General features: G+C 47.7%; 13 protein-coding genes and 1 pseudogene. 11 read left to right on the forward strand and 3 right to left on the reverse strand.

The window, feature by feature from the left end:
• The first annotated feature begins 39 nt into the window (after window positions 1-39).
• The 3 genes from MHH48_RS16180 to MHH48_RS16190 all read left to right on the forward strand — a co-directional run bounded on the left by MHH48_RS16180 (window position 40) and on the right by MHH48_RS16190 (window position 4,371).
• Window positions 40-3,228 (forward strand): cytochrome P450, encoded by a 3,189-nt coding sequence (locus tag MHH48_RS16180; RefSeq protein WP_076323303.1) that lies wholly within the window; start codon window positions 40-42, stop codon window positions 3,226-3,228.
• Between the two features lie 115 nt (window positions 3,229-3,343).
• On the forward strand, window positions 3,344-3,715 hold the full coding sequence (locus tag MHH48_RS16185) for a helix-turn-helix domain-containing protein (RefSeq protein WP_076323304.1): 372 nt from the start codon (window positions 3,344-3,346) through the stop codon (window positions 3,713-3,715).
• Between the two features lie 251 nt (window positions 3,716-3,966).
• Entirely contained in the window at window positions 3,967-4,371 is a 405-nt protein-coding gene (locus tag MHH48_RS16190) for a transposase (protein ID WP_076323305.1), read from the forward strand.
• 113 nt (window positions 4,372-4,484) lie between these two features.
• Here MHH48_RS16190 and MHH48_RS16195 read toward each other — a convergent pair whose 3' ends face one another.
• On the reverse strand, window positions 4,485-5,048 hold the full coding sequence (locus tag MHH48_RS16195) for an NAD(P)H-dependent oxidoreductase (protein ID WP_076323306.1): 564 nt from the start codon (window positions 5,046-5,048) through the stop codon (window positions 4,485-4,487).
• 243 nt (window positions 5,049-5,291) lie between these two features.
• On the opposite strand from MHH48_RS16195, the gene MHH48_RS16200 reads away from it, so the two are divergent.
• The 3 genes from MHH48_RS16200 (at window position 5,292) to MHH48_RS16210 (ending at window position 9,508) form a co-directional block, all read left to right on the forward strand.
• Complete coding sequence (locus tag MHH48_RS16200) at window positions 5,292-7,472, forward strand: MMPL family transporter (protein WP_076323307.1); 2,181 nt, start codon at window positions 5,292-5,294, stop codon at window positions 7,470-7,472.
• Window positions 7,473-7,632: 160 nt separating this feature from the next.
• The gene (locus MHH48_RS16205; RefSeq protein ID WP_076323308.1) at window positions 7,633-8,868 is read left to right on the forward strand and encodes a sensor histidine kinase; all 1,236 of its coding nucleotides are present in this window, start codon (window positions 7,633-7,635) and stop codon (window positions 8,866-8,868) included.
• Entirely contained in the window at window positions 8,858-9,508 is a 651-nt protein-coding gene (locus MHH48_RS16210; RefSeq protein WP_076323309.1) for a response regulator transcription factor, read from the forward strand. Before MHH48_RS16205 ends, MHH48_RS16210 begins: the two co-directional genes overlap by 11 nt.
• Before the next feature lie 98 nt (window positions 9,509-9,606).
• Here MHH48_RS16210 and MHH48_RS16215 read toward each other — a convergent pair.
• A pseudogene (locus MHH48_RS16215) lies at window positions 9,607-9,750 on the reverse strand (MFS transporter); the annotation flags it as partial.
• Between the two features lie 301 nt (window positions 9,751-10,051).
• Between MHH48_RS16215 and MHH48_RS16220 the strand changes: the two are divergent.
• Together MHH48_RS16220 and MHH48_RS16225 are read left to right on the forward strand one after the other, a co-directional pair.
• Complete coding sequence (locus tag MHH48_RS16220) at window positions 10,052-10,867, forward strand: ZIP family metal transporter (RefSeq protein WP_076323311.1); 816 nt, start codon at window positions 10,052-10,054, stop codon at window positions 10,865-10,867.
• A 201-nt stretch (window positions 10,868-11,068) separates the two neighbouring features.
• A complete protein-coding gene (locus MHH48_RS16225; RefSeq protein WP_076323312.1) occupies window positions 11,069-12,028 on the forward strand; it encodes a DUF4097 family beta strand repeat-containing protein in 960 nt (319 codons plus the stop codon).
• 424 nt (window positions 12,029-12,452) lie between these two features.
• Here the strand turns inward: MHH48_RS16225 and MHH48_RS16230 are convergent, their stop codons facing one another.
• A complete protein-coding gene (locus tag MHH48_RS16230) occupies window positions 12,453-14,498 on the reverse strand; it encodes a serine hydrolase (RefSeq protein WP_076323313.1) in 2,046 nt (681 codons plus the stop codon).
• Between the two features lie 328 nt (window positions 14,499-14,826).
• On the opposite strand from MHH48_RS16230, the gene MHH48_RS16235 reads away from it, so the two are divergent.
• The 3 genes from MHH48_RS16235 to MHH48_RS16245 all read left to right on the forward strand — a co-directional run bounded on the left by MHH48_RS16235 (window position 14,827) and on the right by MHH48_RS16245 (window position 17,571).
• Window positions 14,827-15,561, forward strand: a complete 735-nt coding sequence (locus MHH48_RS16235) for an alpha/beta hydrolase (protein WP_256720579.1) — start codon at window positions 14,827-14,829, stop codon at window positions 15,559-15,561.
• Window positions 15,562-15,671: 110 nt separating this feature from the next.
• The gene (locus MHH48_RS16240) at window positions 15,672-16,496 is read left to right on the forward strand and encodes a MerR family transcriptional regulator (protein WP_076323314.1); all 825 of its coding nucleotides are present in this window, start codon (window positions 15,672-15,674) and stop codon (window positions 16,494-16,496) included.
• Window positions 16,497-16,548: 52 nt separating this feature from the next.
• Window positions 16,549-17,571 (forward strand): serine hydrolase, encoded by a 1,023-nt coding sequence (locus tag MHH48_RS16245; protein ID WP_076323315.1) that lies wholly within the window; start codon window positions 16,549-16,551, stop codon window positions 17,569-17,571.
• The last annotated feature ends 128 nt before the right edge of the window (window positions 17,572-17,699 follow it).

A 17,699-nucleotide genomic window follows, 5' to 3' on the forward strand; every position in this document is an offset into this window, starting at 1 on the left:
CGCATTCTAAAGAAACAATGGATCATGGAGGGAGATCGAATGTCAGATACGAAGCAAGTACCTCAACCTAAAACTTACGGACCGCTGGGCAATCTGCCTCTGCTGGATTCCGCAGCTCCGGTCCAATCGCTTGTGAAGGTCGCCTCGGAACTCGGGCCGATATTTCAATTTCAGTATCCGGGCGGACGCAGGGAGCTGTATGTCTCCGGCCACGAATATGTCAAGGACGCGTGTGACGAGAAGCGTTTTGACAAACGTATCTGGGCGCCGCTTCAGAATGTCCGTACTTTTGCAGGTGACGGATTGTTTACGAGCGCTACACATGAGCCCAACTGGAAAAAAGCACATAACATCCTGCTCTCCAGCTTTAGCCAGCGTGCGATGCAAGGCTACCATACGAAAATGGTCGATATCGCTATGCAGCTTATCCAGAAATGGGCTCGGCTCAACCCCGACGAAACCGTGGACGTTCCTGCCGACATGACGCGCCTGACGCTGGATACCATCGGCCTGTGCGGATTTAATTACCGGTTTAACAGCTTCTACCGGGAAGACAATCATCCGTTTATCGACAGCATGGTGCGGGCTCTCGATGAAGGCATGAACCAGCTGCACCGTCTGGGCATACAAGACATGTTTATGATTAAAAAGAAGCGGCAGTTTCAGGAAGATGTTCAGGACATGTTCTCGCTCGTTGATGAGCTTATTCAAGATCGCAAAAAGTATGGCGGCGAAGAAGGGGACTTGCTTGCGCATATGCTGGAAGGTGTCGATCCGGATACAGGCGAGCGCCTGGATTCGGAGAATATCCGATATCAGATGATTACGTTTCTTATCGCGGGGCATGAGACGACAAGCGGATTGCTATCCTTTGCCATTTATTTTTTGCTGAAAAATCCGGATACATTGCAAAAAGCGGTAAGCGAGGTAGACCGCGTTCTGAAAGATCCCGTGCCGACTTACAATCAGGTTCGGGAGCTCAAATACGTCCGCATGGTTCTCAGCGAGTCGCTGCGCTTATGGCCAACGGCACCTGCTTTTTCGTTATATGCCAAGGAAGATACGGAGATCGGAGGAACCTATCCGATCAAGAAGGGGGATAGCGTAACGGTCCTGATTCCGGGACTGCATCGAGACTCCCGCGTGTGGGGAGACGACGTGGAGACGTTCAGACCGGAGCGTTTCGAAGATCCCAGCAAGGTGCCGCATGACGCTTACAAACCGTTTGGCAACGGACAACGCGCATGTATCGGGCAGCAGTTTGCGCTGCAGGAGGCAACCTTGGTGCTTGGTTTGGTGCTCAAATATTTTAAATTGATCGAAAACCAGTCGTATGAGTTGAAGGTTAAGGAAACCCTCACTTTGAAGCCAGAAGGGTTTCATATTCAAGTTCGAAGCCGTCAAGAGGGGGCCGCACTCTTGGTTCCGGGAGCAGGTAAGGCGGTGTCACCCGAGTTGGAGAAGCGGGAATTCGCCAAGTCGCCAGATAAAACGGCGACCAATGCCCATCATACACCGCTGCTCGCTTTATACGGGTCTAACTTGGGCACGGCAGAGGGAATTGCCCGAGAGGTGGCGGATGCTGCGAAGCACCAAGGGTTCGACAGCCAGGTAGGTACGTTGGACGATTATGCCGGAAGGCTTCCGAAGGAAGGTGCCGTCATCATTGTAACCGCCTCGTACAACGGTCAGCCGCCTTCCAATGCAAAAGTATTTACGGAATGGCTGGAGAATGCCGATGAATCAGAAATCCAGGGTGTGCGATATGCCGTATTCGGCTGCGGGGATCACAACTGGGCAAGCACCTATCAGCGGATTCCTCGTTTGATAGACGAACAGCTTGCTGTCAAAGGGGCTCAGCGATTGCTCACGCGCGGCGAGAGTGATGCCAGCGGCGACTTTGAGCGTGAAGTTGATGAATGGACAGAGCATTTATGGCCGGATCTGATGCAATCGCTAGGTCTACCTCTGATGTCCGTCAATGAGCTGAAGCGCAGTACCTTGTCTGTCCAGTTCGTGCAGGGAGCGGCCGCCGTGCCTCTGGCAGAAACCTACCAGGCTGTAACCGGGCGCGTTGCTCACACCCGCAATCTGCAGCATGCGGACAGCGGAAGGATCACGCAGCATATCGAAATCTCGCTGCCGGCCGGAACGAATTATCGTGAAGGAGATCATCTGGGAGTGCTTCCGGTCAATCCGAAGATGCTGGTTCAGCGAGTTCTCCGAAGATTCAAACTGGACGCGGGGGCACACCTTATCTTGTCTGCTGAAGGAAGAAGCGGTGCGCATTTGCCGACAGGCATTCCTGTCCGTCTGGACGACCTGCTGTCCCGCAGCGTGGAGCTGCAGGAGCCGGCCACAAGAGCGCAGATTCGGGAGATGGCCGCTAGTACGGTATGTCCGCCGCATGTGAAAGAGCTTCAAGAGCTGCTTTCGGAAGATACCTATCAGGCTGAAGTGCGGGCCAAACGGATCACCATGCTCGATCTGCTGGAGCGGTATGAAGCCTGCGAGCTGTCGTTTGAACGGTTTCTTGAGCTCCTGCCTCCATTGAAGCCGAGATATTATTCGATTTCCAGCTCTCCGAAGGTTAGCCGGAATACGGCAAGCATTACGGTCAGTGTCGTTCGGGGGCAAGCGTGGAGCGGCCAAGGGGAATACAGGGGCGTGGCTTCCAACTATTTGGAACAATTGGAGACGGGGGCGGAGGTTCTGATGTTCATTCGTTCGCCAGAGTCGGGCTTTGCGCTGCCGGAGGATCCGGCAACGCCAATCATCATGATCGGACCGGGCACGGGTGTGGCTCCGTTCAGGGGATTCATCCAGGCAAGACAAGCGCTTCGAGAGGCGGGGCAGAAGCTGGGTGCTGCGCATCTGTACTTCGGCTGTCGGAATCCGGAGCAAGACTATCTTTACCGCGAGGAGTTTGAGCAGGCAGAGAGAGAAGGTCTGGTCACCCTGCATACGGCTTTTTCGAGGGTAGACGGTGTGGAGAAATGCTATGTCCAGCATTTAATGACACAAGACGGAGCGTTATTGCTGTCACTGCTAGAGGCAGGAGCGCAAATGTACATTTGCGGCGACGGCTCACGGATGGCGCCGGAGGTGGAACAAACGCTGACCCGTTCCTATCAGGACCGACATGGCGTGAATGCAGAAGAAGCTGCCGCCTGGCTATCCGGGCTGGAAGCGTCGGGACAATACGTAAAAGACGTTTGGGCCGGATAATCACCATGACAGCGGGATTCGTCGTTCTATACATCTCCTTGCGATCCAGTACTGTTTTTATGTTAAGATGATCAGTACATGATAAATGGAACAGATTAGAAGGAGAGTGTGACTTATGCGCGAAACTGATACCTGTGTTCCGACTGGCGTGAAACCCCAAGACACCGGCTTTGGTTATACGTTATCCTTGATCGGCGGTAAATATAAAATGATCATCTTGTATTGGCTGTCTGAAAATAAGGTTATGCGGCATAATGAGCTGAAGCGAAGCATTGGTTCCATATCCTTTAAGACGCTAAGCGTCATGTTAAAGGAGCTGGAGGCAGATGAGCTAATCGTTCGCACGGAATATCCCCAGGTCCCTCCCAAAGTCGAATACACCTTGTCGGAACGCGGACTCTCACTCATTCCTGTGTTACATATGATGTGCGAGTGGGGAGAGCAAAACAGTCCGCCGGCGCTGGAAGCTGTGCAGCTGGAAGCATGAGGTTTTGTTATATTCAAAGGGGGTGTCCCAAAAGATCTTAGATCTTGCGGGAGGCCCCCTTCTTGCTGTTAGAAGACGCTCCATGTACGAATCATTCCTACCATCGCTGTTGCCCCCACATTTCTTGGAATGGTTCTGAGCAAGGACGAAATGTGGGGGCAAAGGCGAGCGCTGACGCTTGTCCAGAATCGATTCGTCCTCTCCGCTACGCCGTGCAGATTGCTTACTTTTAGACGCAAAGAACCCGTTCTTTGGTAAAATGGAGGTGCTACCCAAACCATTTACAAAAGGAACGGTTTCTTACGGAAGCGGCTCTATCGAGCGAAAGCTGCGAAGGTTGTCCGCTTAAAAAAACATGTGCGAAAGCCCAGGGAGACCGGGAAATCACCGTAAGCCTCAAGTATCTTCGTTACAAGCAGCAAGCAAGGGAGAAACTTCGAAGCGAGGAGGGTCATGCGTTGTCGGTTCAGCGAATGGTCGAACCGGAAAGTGTGTTTGGGCAGATCAAAAACAACCGAGGATTCCGGCGATTTCTGCTTCGGGGCTTGCATAAAGTGAGCCTGGAGGTCGGGTGGCTTTCGCTTGCCTGTAATTTGCTCAAGAAGGCGGCCAATGATCATAACAGAAGCCATAGCGGTGTGGGAATAACATCCTGAGCACTACCATGGCTTTATTTGACACACTTTCTGTTTATGAGAGCCGTACGTCAAGCAACTAAATCTACTTTTGGGACGGCGCCTTTTTTTAACGGCTTAATTCAGTTAACATATCACAGGTTATCTATGAACTTTAAGTAATCCTGTGCACTTGTTTCCAATGCGCTATGAGGAAGCGATGGGTCCATGTCAGGCGCGTTCTCGCCAGGAGCAGCTTCTTGTCCGTAAAACGCAAAGAATGAACGATAATCTGCATCGCAATAGAGGAAGGTCGTTTCAAAAGGAGTTAGTATCTGTGCAAGCGTGTAGCGATACCTTCCGTCTTCCCGATAATCTTCTTTTTTAATTCCGGCGGATACAGCTAAAGCCACTTTGCGATTCTTTAATTTATCGCCTCCTTTTGATCCATAAGCCCAACCATAAGCCAAAACATCGTCAAGCCATTTCTTGAGGAGAGGGGGACAATTAAACCAATAGATAGGAAACTGCAAAACAAGATGGCTATGCGATTCAATGAGCTGTTGTTCTTTTTGCACATCAATTTTTCCGTCTGGGTAAACTTTATGCAATTCGTGTACGGTATACTTTTCCGGGTATTGTCGGAGTTCTTCTACCCACCGCTTATTTATGACGGATGTTTCCAGGTTTGGGTGTGTAACGATAACAAGTGTTTTCAATGATGTGTCCTCCTTGAGAATGATTGATTTCCTTGAGTATAAAGCGCGGACTGAAATTATGTAAGTATGCACTTTTAGTACAGGTACTTACCAAAAGGTGAGTGTTAAATCACTGAAAATTATATGAATCGGACATTACATGCCCAAAAGTACATCCTGCGAATGCCCATATGTACGATTTCAAACCACTGCACGGACGTTATAATGACAGTTATTCTTGCTAATAGAGGAAGGTGATTACGTTTGGCAGCATTTTTGTATAAACTTGGAATTTTAGCTGCTCGAAACAGAAAGAAGGTCTTGTTCGGAAGTTTAGCGGTTCTCATCATCGCCGTTTCAGTTGGTCTCGGTATGGGAGTTCATTTAAACGGTGAAATGACCATTCCTGGCACAAAATCCGAGGAAGCGATGAAAGTATTGAAAGAAGAATTTTCACAAGGAGAAGGTACTGAAGGCGGGACGATTCAAGTGATTTTCAAGGCTCCTGACGGTCAAACGCTGGAATCGGAATCAACGCAAAAAATGATCGCCAAGACGCTTAAGTCCATATCTAAAGACTCTGAGATTGCATCGATCGTCAGCCCATACGAGGCAGGTACAATCAGTTATAAAAAAGAGATTGGATATGCGGTAATCACGTACAAATCAGAGGCCTTGCAAGTCACGGATGCATCTAAAGAGCTCGTGTTGGAAAGTGTAGAGAACGCGCGTAAAGAGGGCTTACAGGCTGAAATCGGAGGAAGTGTCGAACTCTCCGAACTTGAAATAGGAGGAATCTCCGAGATCATTGGCATTATTGCCGCTTTTATGATCCTGGCCATTACATTCACATCTTTGCTCGCAGCCGGGTTGCCTATACTAACAGCCGTAATCGGACTTGGAATAGGCGTCATGTCCGTCATTATTGCTTCTAACTTTATCGAAATGGCGTCGTTCTCATTAATACTTGCCATCATGCTTGGATTAGCCGTCGGAATTGATTATGGCTTATTCATTATTTCGAGATACAGACAAAATCTTGTGGAAGGTAAAGGTGTTGAGGAGTCCATTGCGCATGCAAATGCTACCGCCGGCAGCGCTGTTATTTTTGCCGGATTGACAGTGATTATAGCACTTGCCGGATTATCCGTAACGGGAATTCCGTTCATCACGGTAATGGGCGTAGCGGGAGCATTCACGGTACTTGTGGCCGTAGTTATTTCCGTCCTCGTCGTTCCTGCGCTTCTTGGATTTGCGGGTGAACGGATTCGTCCGAAGTCGAAAACGGCTTCCTTTCAGGATCCCCCTAAAGTCATTGAACAATCGAATCGCTGGGGACGAATGATAACGAAGTATCCATTACCTATAGCACTTGCAGGCATTTTGCTGTTAGCAGCCATAAGTCTGCCTGCACTGCATTTGCAAACGGGCCTTCCGGATAAAGGCTCTAAATCGATCGAAACAACGGAACGGCGCGGTTATGATTTGATGGCGGAAGGGTTTGGGCCTGGTATGAACGGACCGCTCGCTATTATTCTTAAAGCAGAGTCAACAGACGATGCGCAAGCGACATTTGCTAAGGTAGGTAAGGAACTAAGCGAGCTGCCGAATGTGACAATGGCAGTTCCGCCGGTCACGAACACAACGGGCAATGTTGCTATGGTAACGATCATCCCTGGAACCGATCCGAAAAGTGACAAAACAACCGAATTGGTTCATTCGATCCGTGAAAAGGCGGCCGAAATTAAGCAACAGGATCAAGTTGAGGTTATGGTTACGGGTACAACGGCTGTGAATATCGATATATCTGAGAAATTAAATGAGGCTTTGCCCAGATTTGCAGCTCTGATTGTGGGACTGGCTTTGATTCTACTTATGATGGTATTCCGGTCCGTCTTAGTTCCGATCAAAGCCGTGCTAGGTTATCTTCTTACGCTTACGGCAACACTCGGATTCGTCGTTTTTGTCGTTCAGGACGGTAACCTGGCCAAGTTTTTTGATATTCCTGCAGCCGGTCCTGTATTAAACTTCTTGCCCATTCTGACTGCAGGCATACTATTCGGCTTGGCCATGGATTATGAAGTGTTTCTGGTCAGTCGCATGCGCGAAGAATTTAACCATTCGGGAAATGCGAAAAATGCCGTACTGTCCGGCCTTAAAAATAGTGGCGGCGTTGTAACGGCCGCTGGTCTCATCATGATTGCCGTGTTCGCAAGTTTTATCTTCGTCGAAGATGTCATGATTAAATCAATGGGTTTGGCATTAGCTTTCGGCATATTGTTCGATGCATTTATCGTAAGGCTGACAATCGTGCCAGCGGTCATGACCCTAATGGGCCGCTCGGCATGGTATCTGCCGAAATGGCTTGGACGCATATTACCAAATATCGATGTTGAAGGCGAGTCCATGGAGAAAGAAACGAAGAGCAAAAAAGAAATTGCCTAGTGAGCTCAAAATTAAAATCTGTATTACATTATTGCCCGATCGTACATAAGGGTCTCTGCCCTTAAGTACGATTTTTTCATGTTTACTAAGAGGTATAATAGAAAATACAATTGAAAATTGTAATTGTTGTTATAATAGGGGGAACGAAAGGGGAGAACTCATGGAAACGGGAAACGAGTTCAAGCGGTGGTCGCAAAAAAATCGAGATAACGACTTACCCGATGCCATGTTTAATGCCAGAGTCCCGAGCATGACATGGATTTTTTTCGTTTATTTCATATCCATGATTGTACAGGTTCTGCACGAGCCGTCGATTATTTCTTTGACCTTCTTTTCGGGATTGATGCTGCTACACGCCTCATTAATTTGGCACTTCTCATCTCTAACTGAAAAATATCCTTGGATCTATTTCATGATTCAAGGTCTCATAATTCTGGGATGTTCGCTTATCATGGATCAGGCAACTTTTATGCTATTGCTCGGGATGTATCCCGTGTTGACTGGCCAAAGCGTCGGGGTCTACTTTCAAAGAATCAAAATGCTCATGCTGTCCGTTTTCTACTATGTGTTATTCCTATCGACTTTCTTCATTATGGGACAATTTGAATTGTTGATTTTAATGTCGATTTTGTACGTAATGATGACCGTCATTTTCGTTTCTTTTGCTGATTTATTTTTAAAGCAAGCTCATGCTCGGAAACGCACCCAAACTTTTCTTGAAGATCTAGAGCGTGCACATCGCAAGGTTGAGGAATTGACATTGGCTAACGAACGTCAAAGAATGGCCAGGGATTTGCATGATACGCTGGCACAAGGTCTGGCTGGTATCATCATGCAGCTGGATGCGGTTGACGCACATTTGACGAAAGGCAATTCTAAAAGGGCTCAAGAAATCGTCCAGCATTCCATGATTCATGCAAAGAAAACGTTATCGGGAGCAAGATTGGCCATTGATAATCTTCGTTCAAAAACGTTCGCGACGGTCGATTTCTCAGATGCTATTCGCGACGAAATAGAGAGGTTCCAGAATGCGACCGGCATTCAAGTATTTCTTGATATGAGCATAAATGGGAGCATCCCCAAGTTGATGATGGAGCATGGACTTTATATTATAGGCGAATGTTTAACCAACGTAGCCCGTCATGCTGAAGCCAGTCGTGTCTGGGTGTACATCCGCATAGAGGCCGAGATTATGAATCTTGAAATAAAAGATGATGGGAAAGGCATGACTTCGAATCAAAAGGGCTCCATGTCTGGGCATTACGGACTAATCGGTATAAAGGAGCGAGTTCGCATCTTGGGAGGATCGTTTATTATAACCAACAACATCCCTCGGGGAACATTAATTAAAATTGATACATCTGATGAGAAGGGAGAGAGCCCTGATGGCATATAACGTGCTTATCGCCGATGATCATCTTGTGGTAAGGGAAGGGCTAAAATTCATAATTGAGACGAATGATGATTTTCATGTCCTCGGAGAAGCGGAAAACGGTGAGGATGTCCTGAGATTATTGGAGTCGCTAACCCCGGACATCATTCTTATGGACTTAAATATGCCTAAAATGAGCGGATTAGAGACCATGGAGGAATTAAATAAAAGGAACATCAACATCCCTGTCGTTATATTGACAACATATAATGAAGATGAACTGATGATAAGCGGACTGGAATTGGGGGCCAAAGGATATCTCTTGAAAGATACCGGCAGAGATCATTTATTCCGCACGATAGAATCGGCGGTTCGCGGCGACACGCTGCTGCAGCCTGAAATTATGGCAAGAGTATTCGCTGCAAGGAACAAACGAGAAGAGGCACTTGATTCGTCTTCAGATCAAACGGTGCTCTCCGAGAAAGAGCGAATCGTTCTACGGGCCATTGCGCTCGGTTATCGAAGCAAAGAAATAGCCGGCGATATGGGAATATCCGAGCGTACAGTCAAAGCTCATTTGACGAACATTTATAACAAACTTGGAGTGAATTCCAGATCCCAAGCAGTCGCTGTCGCGGTCGAACGGGGTATCGTCCAGTTATAGGATTATGGCGGACCTCATGAAAATAAATAAGGCACAATGCATTTGATTGTTATTGTGCCTTATTTATTTTCATACGAGCCGTCCTTGTTCAAACCCCGTTGTTTTGCATTTTCTGTACGTAAGCCAAAAAACATCATGGATAAACGAAAGGCAAAGCCTCCACCGATTCCAAGAGTGATGATCCACAAAACAATAAGGTTCGAACTTCCGCAAAGCAATCCAAGAGTTCTCATGATTGTAAGCCCATAAACAAGGTTACTTGCTACACTAATGCAGATTGCCATAAATTCACCTTACGGTTGATAGAGGGTTGAAATATATGCTATGGGAGGTGTTAGGGGACTTATGATTAGCCCCCGTATTTCGATACTAACATAATTGCATATTATGATATATAATAATTTGCACTGACTGCATTAGAACGATCTCCCGCGGGTACATAAACTCTAGATCACTCTCTGGATAATAGCTAAATGTATGTAAGGTCTATATTAGGAGATATTATCTGTATCATATGATTTTCATAAAAGGAGTCCTTGTTTAATGGTAGATTTTTTTATGAATTTTAATCCCATTATCCAAGCATTACTAGCCACCCTGTTTACTTGGGGAATGACGGCGTTAGGGGCGGCTGTTGTTTTTTTTACAAAAACATTGAACCAGCGCCTGCTGGATAGTATGTTGGGTTTTGCTGGGGGTGTCATGATTGCGGCCAGTTACTGGTCCTTATTGGCTCCAGCCATCGAGATGTCGGAAGGCAATCCGATCGGGAACTGGTTTCCGGCTGCCTTCGGATTTTTATTAGGCGGAATCTTTATATGGGGAATCGATAAGGTATTACCCCATCTACATCCCAATTCTCCGATTGGAGGAGCGGAAGGATATAATCCAAAAGTCAGAAAACGGAGTACTCTACTGGTACTCGCAATTACCCTTCACAACATTCCGGAAGGGTTAGCGGTCGGGATCGCATTTGGCGCACTTGCTAATGGAGGGACTGAAGCATCACTGGTAGGCGCTCTGACGCTGGCTCTGGGAATCGGCATTCAAAACTTCCCGGAGGGCGTTGCAGTTTCCATGCCCCTACGAGGCGACGGAATGTCTCAGCGAAAGAGCTTTTTCTATGGACAGTTCTCGGGTATGGTGGAACCGGTTGCCGCGGTAATCGGCGCAGTAGCCGTCGCCTTTATAGAACCCATGCTGCCTTATGCATTGAGTTTTGCGGCCGGTGCTATGATTTTCGTTGTAGCCGAAGAGGTCATTCCAAGCTCGCAAGAAAAAGGTAACAAGGATTTAGCGTCCATGAGTTTAATGTTCGGTTTCGTATTGATGATGATTCTTGATGTGGCGTTGGGGTAGAGACGAGAACAGCCAGCCGGGTACGGACTGGCTGTTTTTGCGTTCCAATCCGCAGGTGAGCGATACTGGACTTAGGTCGAGGTTCCCATCTCATTCGCGGGACCAATCCTCAAGTCTCTAAATGGATGCTATACTGAATAAGACTTCAGGATTCGGCAGAAGAGAGACAAAAAGGGACGACGGAAGGAATGGGAACACGTTATGCAAAAGAAAACAGGTATATTGATCGTAGTGGCCGGCGTACTGCTGCTGCTTTTTACGATGAACCCGATGAACATTTTTTCGGATGTTCAATTCGGATTTTCCTTTGACACCAAGAAAATTAATGAAGAGAAAATAGTGGCCGCTGATGATTTTCGGGATTTGACCCTACAGACTGGGAGCACTGACATTGAAGTCACTAAGGGAAATTCAGACGAGATTAAGGTTCGACTGAACGGAAAGGTAAGCTCGAAAAATGCAGACCAAGTGAAATTGAAGGTCGAGCCAAACGGCGATACGCTGGTGATCGGGGTCGATGTTCCTGACGGTATTCAGTTTGGCATACGTATACTGGATATCGATTTATCGGTGGAGCTTCCGGAAAAGCAATGGGCAGCTGCAAACATTGAAAGTGGAAGCGGCAATCTCGAGATCGGTAGTATGCATGGAGATGAGGTCACGATCAAGGCAAGCAGCGGAAATGTTAATGTTCAGGATGTGAAGGCAGGCTCGCTGACGGTGCATACGGGCAGTGGTAATCTCAAGGCTAAAGAGATTGAAGCCGAGTCGTTAGCGTTAGAGTCAGGATCTGGAAATATATCGGCGGAACGCTATCATGCCACAACGCTGAACTTCAAAAATGGAAGCGGCTACGTTGAACTGAAGGACGGGGAGTCGGCCGTCCAAGGAAAGGCGGGCTCAGGAAACATACGCCTGGAGTCGGAGAGGTTAATCTATGATACCGACCTGCAAGCTGGAAGCGGGAACGTGACCATCGATCTGGTTCAAGAACCTTCCTCTCTGGAAGTTGATTATCAAGGAAAGTCCGGTAATGGGAAAATACAGTGGGACGGAATACGATATGAGGTAAAAGACGAAGGCAGGCTGATGGGAACGTTCGGCAGCGGCGACGCAGTGCTGAAGGTTCGCACAGGCTCTGGAAACTTCAAGCTGGAATAAATCAGATCACAATAGATTTAATGAAATGACGAGAAGGGGCCGTCCCAAAAGATCTTAGATCTTGCGGGAGGCCCCCTTCTTGCTGTTAGAAGACGCTCCATGTACGAATCGTTCCTCCCATCGCTGTTGCCCCCGCATTTCTTTGGAATGGTTCTGAGCAAGAAACCGTTCCTTGGTAAATCATGTTCATGTTCATGTGGATTGCCGGGAGACAATGTCCGGATTTCCAAACCATCAATCGCTTTCGTTCCGAGGGTATGAAAGACGTACTGGAGAAAAAGAAGGCGGCCAATGGTCAATACAGAAGCCATAGCGGTGTGGGAATAACATCCTGAGAACCGCCATGGCTTTATTTGACACATTTTTGTTTATGAGAGCTGTACGTCAAGCAACTAAATCTACTTTGGGGACGGCCCCTTCTTCATTAAAAACCAAAAGCCTGTTGAATCAGTCTGGCATAAGTGGCGGCAGCTTCCTTACGCAGAAGTTTATCGGACGGCCGGTAATCCACGGCCCCGTTTGCGTCTTTTGTCACCTCGGGTCCATGCATCCCGGTTCCGACCATGAACTGTACGGCTTCATCTGCCCAGGCAGCCGGTTTTGAGCTGAGTTTAGCCGGAACCGCCTTGGCGCCAAGCGCGTTGTGTGCCACACGCCATATTATAGCAGCAGCCTCTTGGCGCGTGATTGGCTGATCGGGTTCAAAGTTCTGGGTCGGCGTGCCGGTGACGCCCCCCATGTCCGCGACATTCTGCACATAACCAGCGAGTGGGTGCCCTTGCATATCCTTAAATGAATTCGTGCCTTCGCTAGGCTTCATCCCGGCCAGTCGGCTGATCGCACTGACAAACTCTGCCCGCGTGATCGGTTCATTCGGTCGGAAGCTGGATTGCTCATTCTCGTCAAAAGCCTTGAGGGACTGAACAAAGTAGATATCCTTGGCATAAGGACTCCCTTCCGGGACGTCGTTGTAAGCAGCAGGCTCCTCGAGCTTCTCGGACATGCTGTCTATCGCCGTGTAATACATATACGCCACATTGCCGTTATCATCTTCCTTGAAGGCGGCCGGCGTACCGTTCTCATCCACGAATCGCAGCGGACCCACCGGCGTGAGTTTATGTTCGCCCAATGCATCCAAGACCAATAACTCACCTTGGCCAGCCTTCACCTGTGTGGCGATAATCGGTGTTCTTAAGCTCCTGAATATGCCCTCGAATTTCTTGAGCTGCTCCTGATTGAGCAGGAAGTCATTCTCCTGAACCTGTTTCTTCGGATAAAAATGATCCATGAATGCGGTGAAAAATTCGGCTCGGATCGATGTGCTCGCGTCACTGTTAACAACAATCATGGCTCCGACATTCTGGTCGGGAAGGAGCCAAAGCCAGGAATGATAGCCATCCAAATCGCCACCTTTGCCAATCAGGGTTTGGCCGTTGTGGCTGCTGTGCATAAACGACTCGAAACCGTATGACATCAACGGAAGGCCGGCTGCATCATAATGCGTCTGATGCATCAAGCGCATCGTTTCTTCCTTCAGGATGCGGGAAGATCCAAACTGGCCTTTGTTTAGGTGGGCGGTAATGAAATTGGCCATATCGGTACCGCTGGCAAACATGCCGCCTTCCGGCGCGATAGTAGGTATGTTCGGATATGGCTTATACGGATGACGTTCGGCATTGTAGCCTGTGGCAAGGTTCGCGATGATTTCATCATCCATCCGAAATGCAGTGTGTTCCATTTTTAGCGGGGTGAAAATATGCTTTTTTACATAATCCTCAAACGGTTCCCCTGATACCCGCTCGACAATGTAGCCCTGCATGGAGGAGGCCAGATTATCATACCGGTAAACCTCCCCGGGCGTTCGAACCACAGCTGGCGCATTGAACCGGATAAAGTCGGCGAGCGGAACCTCGCCCTTCTGAACGATATGCGGCGGAACCGAGGAGCTGTCCGTATAGTCAAAGCCTGTCGTATGGGTCAATAAATGCTCAACGGTGACGGGCGTCCCGGTGTTGTTGGTGATTTTAACATCTGGCATATAATCGGTTATGTCTTGCTTCAGGTCGATTTTTCCCTCCTCTACCAGTTGCATGATCGCCGTCGCGGTTATCGATTTGGATATCGAGGCCATGCGGAACAAGGTTCGATCAGGATCAATCTTTTTCTTGGATTCAAGGTCGGCATAGCCGTAGCCCGTATTCAGCAGCACCTTGTCGTCTTTTACAATCACAACAAGCGCACCAGCCAGCATGTCCGAAACATGAGGCTTGGCAAAATAGGCATCGGTGAACGCCTTGACTTCTTTGGAGCTCAGTATCGGTGTTCCCGCATGCTGTGTTGCGATTGTACCTGAGGCGGGTTTTGCCGTATCGGCAAAGATATCGGCAGGGAAAGCCAGCAGGCTAGCGGACAGCACGGAGGCTGCCAGTACACGAATGGTTCTAGATTTGCTTTGTTTATTTGGCTTCATGGGTTCCTCTCCTTGTCAATCATATTATATTTCCACTTAATGGTAGTCGATGGAGGTAGAAGGAAGAACGGTCCGCAGAATGAGTTTCAGCTGGCTCTTTGGAAGGAGCCGGGCCTCGACTTTGGTCTAGGGAGATTGAATATCTGAGAAGAAATCACATTGTTTTATACTTTTAATTAAATTTAAGTATAATTATTGTAGTTATATCAGACATAAAGCTATCATTATATATACTTCTTATTTCATAATGGTATAGACATATATATGACAGGGGATGAGGAGACTGAATCTATACATCAAGGAGAGCGGAAACAAGCAAGCAGCAAGGATGATCGTATTTTTACATGGCGGTGGTGTGAGCGGCTGGATGTGGAACAAGCAGCTTACCTATTTTGAAGACAGCTTCTGCCTGATTCCTGACTTGCCCGGACATGGGCGCAGCCCCGGCAAACCGCCTTTTTCCATAAGCCGCACCGCGGAGCAGCTTAACGAGATGATTTCAACTAAAGCTGACGGACGAGAGATTGTTGTTTTCGGCTTTTCACTAGGGGCGCAAATTCTCGTGGAGATGATATGTCAACGACCCCACCTTATTGATTATGCCATTGTAAACAGCGCATTGCTTAGGCCGATGCCGGCAGCGCTTAAGCTGATTGAACCTTCTGTTCGATTAAGCTTCCCGTTAACAAGATACAGATGGTTTTCCAGATGGCAGGCAAGCGCGCTGTACGTGAATGAGGTTGATTTTGAACAGTATTACACGGAAACTCTGCGTATGAAGCGGGAGCTATTGGTTTCGGTGCTGAAGGAGAATATGTCCTATTCAATCTCTCCAAGGATTCAAGAATCAACAACGAAGCTATTGGTGACGGTTGGGGAGAAGGAGAGAGGCAGTGTTAAGAAATCGGCTGAGGATCTCGTGCAGCTGAGCGAAAGCTCTGAAGGGATCATCTTTCCCGGTGTTGGGCACGGCATACCGCTTGCCGATCCGGCGCTGTTTAATCGGGTAGTGGAACATTGGCTTAACACCGGTACAATTCCGGAAGTTACTCCTCATTTATAGTGGGACTGGCAGACCCAACCCCTCCTCATAATTTGCTGTAGACTTTGCCCTTAGGGCAAGGTGTATAGTGATCTTGAACCAAGATCCGAAACCAGAAAAGAGGTGCACCTTTGCTGTCGATCGGAGAATTCTCCAAAATATGCGAAGTATCTACAAAGACGCTTCGATATTACGATGAAATTGGGTTAATTCATCCGGATCAGATCAATCCGGAAAACGGTTATCGCTATTATTCCATCAGTCAATTAAAGACAATGCTCTATATCAACCGTTTGAAGTCCTATCATTTTTCGCTTGAAGAAATCAAAGAGATTCTGGAAGGTGAAGCGGATCAATCCGAAGAGAAGCTTCGCCTCGCCCTTAATCGCAAACGTCGGGAAATTCATGAGAAGTTAAACGCATATGAATATACCCTAAAGCAAATGAACCAGGATATCTTGAATTTGGAGCAGGGTATACACCTGATGTCATACCTGGATGATATTGAAGTACAGCTTGTTGAAACGGAGTCTATGAATATCCTTTACATGCGTCAGATGATGAGCAGTAATGACTATGCTGTAGGATACGGCAGGTATTACAGCAGGTTATATGAAAAGATTGCTAGGGAGAAACTCACCTTGGTTGGAACGCCCATGACGATATATCACAGCCCGGAATTTAATCCTGCAGGCAATGACACAGAGTTTGCCCTCCCGATCAAGGAGGCTGTAAAGGGAACGAGAGATTTGTGCGGGGGCCTTTGTGCGAGGTCTGTTTTAAAGGGGGCTTATTCTAATTTGACATCGGTATATGCCAAGCTAAGGGAATGGGTAGAGAATGAAGGATATGCATTGACTCAATCTCCCTATGAAGTATATGTAACCGACCCGTATCAAGCCTTGACTGCCGAGGAAATGGTTACCGAGGTGTATTTTCCCGTGGCGAAGAAATAAGGATGTACATATACCATATGGCTTGAATAACGAATTCTGCGAGGTATTTATAATGAAAAGAAACTACTGGCCGACAACAGCATGGCATACCCTAGCCCCGGCGACCATGGGAATGGACGCTGACAAGCTATCTGGGCTGGATTCATTGATCAAAACCGAATATCCCGAAATGAATGGTATTGTCATGGTTAGAAATGGAGCTATCGTGTATGAAAAATATGATCATGGATATGGTCCGGAGGATAGGCACCACGTTGCATCGGTTACGAAAAGTATCATTTCCGCACTTATAGGCATTGCTATAGATGCAGGTTATATTCAACATGTAGATCAGAAGGTGCTGGATTTTTTTCCTGAATATGAACAAGAGACTGCCCATCGACCAAAACAAGAAATTACGATACGCCATCTTCTCACGATGACCGCTCCTTATCCATTTGAGGACTGGCACGAACCCTTGGACAAACTATGCATGCAATCAGATTGGGTACATTATACGCTGGATATGCTGGGCATCGGTGGAAGCCTGGGAGCATTTAAGTATTCTACTGCAGGGGTGCATCTCCTTTCAGCGATCATAACTCGGAGCACGGGAACAAGCGCCCGCGCGTTTGCTAACGAACACTTGTTTAAGCCAATCGGCATGAACGAAATTCCGGATTATGACATGTGCTCATTCGGATTTGATGATTTATTCGGAAAAGACGTCAGGGGATGGGTCAAAGACCCGGCCGGTAACTCTACTGGAGGGTGGGGGCTTACGTTAAGTCCTCGAGATATGGCTCGTTTTGGCTTTCTTTATCTGAACTGCGGCACATGGGACAATCAACCGATTATATCGGGGGCATGGATTGACCAATCAACGGCAATGAATTCTAACCATTATGGATATCTGTGGTGGCTGCGGGACGAGGATGGGGTATCTGCATTCTCGGCAGTAGGCGATGGCGGCAATATCATTTGCTGCATTCCCCAAAAAGACTTGGTTGTCGCCATTGCATCGGCATTTACCTTCAATCCTCGGGATCGATGGACACTAATTAAAGAACACATCATCCCTGCGATCATCGACTAAATATAATCTTACAAATTGATGATGTTAAAAGAACAAGAATATCTACGCGTATGAAGGGGCTGTCCTAAAAGATCTTAGATCTTGCGGAAGGCCCCCTTCTTGCTGTTAGAAGACGCTCCATGTACGAA

The organism is Paenibacillus sp. FSL F4-0100, assembly GCF_037993005.1.
Classification (GTDB): Bacteria; Bacillota; Bacilli; order Paenibacillales; family Paenibacillaceae; genus Paenibacillus_AQ.

What these genes read in the sequence shown, in the direction of transcription:
- MHH48_RS16220 (WP_076323311.1), top strand. Translation starts at nt 10,052, where the DNA reads ATGGTAGATTTTTTTATGAATTTTAATCCCATTATCCAAGCATTACTA.
- MHH48_RS16245 (WP_076323315.1), top strand. Translation starts at nt 16,549, where the DNA reads ATGAAAAGAAACTACTGGCCGACAACAGCATGGCATACCCTAGCCCCG.
- MHH48_RS16185 (WP_076323304.1), top strand. Translation starts at nt 3,344, where the DNA reads ATGCGCGAAACTGATACCTGTGTTCCGACTGGCGTGAAACCCCAAGAC.
- MHH48_RS16230 (WP_076323313.1), bottom strand. Translation starts at nt 14,498, where the DNA reads ATGAAGCCAAATAAACAAAGCAAATCTAGAACCATTCGTGTACTGGCA.
- MHH48_RS16225 (WP_076323312.1), top strand. Translation starts at nt 11,069, where the DNA reads ATGCAAAAGAAAACAGGTATATTGATCGTAGTGGCCGGCGTACTGCTG.
- MHH48_RS16210 (WP_076323309.1), top strand. Translation starts at nt 8,858, where the DNA reads ATGGCATATAACGTGCTTATCGCCGATGATCATCTTGTGGTAAGGGAA.
- MHH48_RS16180 (WP_076323303.1), top strand. Translation starts at nt 40, where the DNA reads ATGTCAGATACGAAGCAAGTACCTCAACCTAAAACTTACGGACCGCTG.
- MHH48_RS16235 (WP_256720579.1), top strand. Translation starts at nt 14,827, where the DNA reads ATGATCGTATTTTTACATGGCGGTGGTGTGAGCGGCTGGATGTGGAAC.
- MHH48_RS16205 (WP_076323308.1), top strand. Translation starts at nt 7,633, where the DNA reads ATGGAAACGGGAAACGAGTTCAAGCGGTGGTCGCAAAAAAATCGAGAT.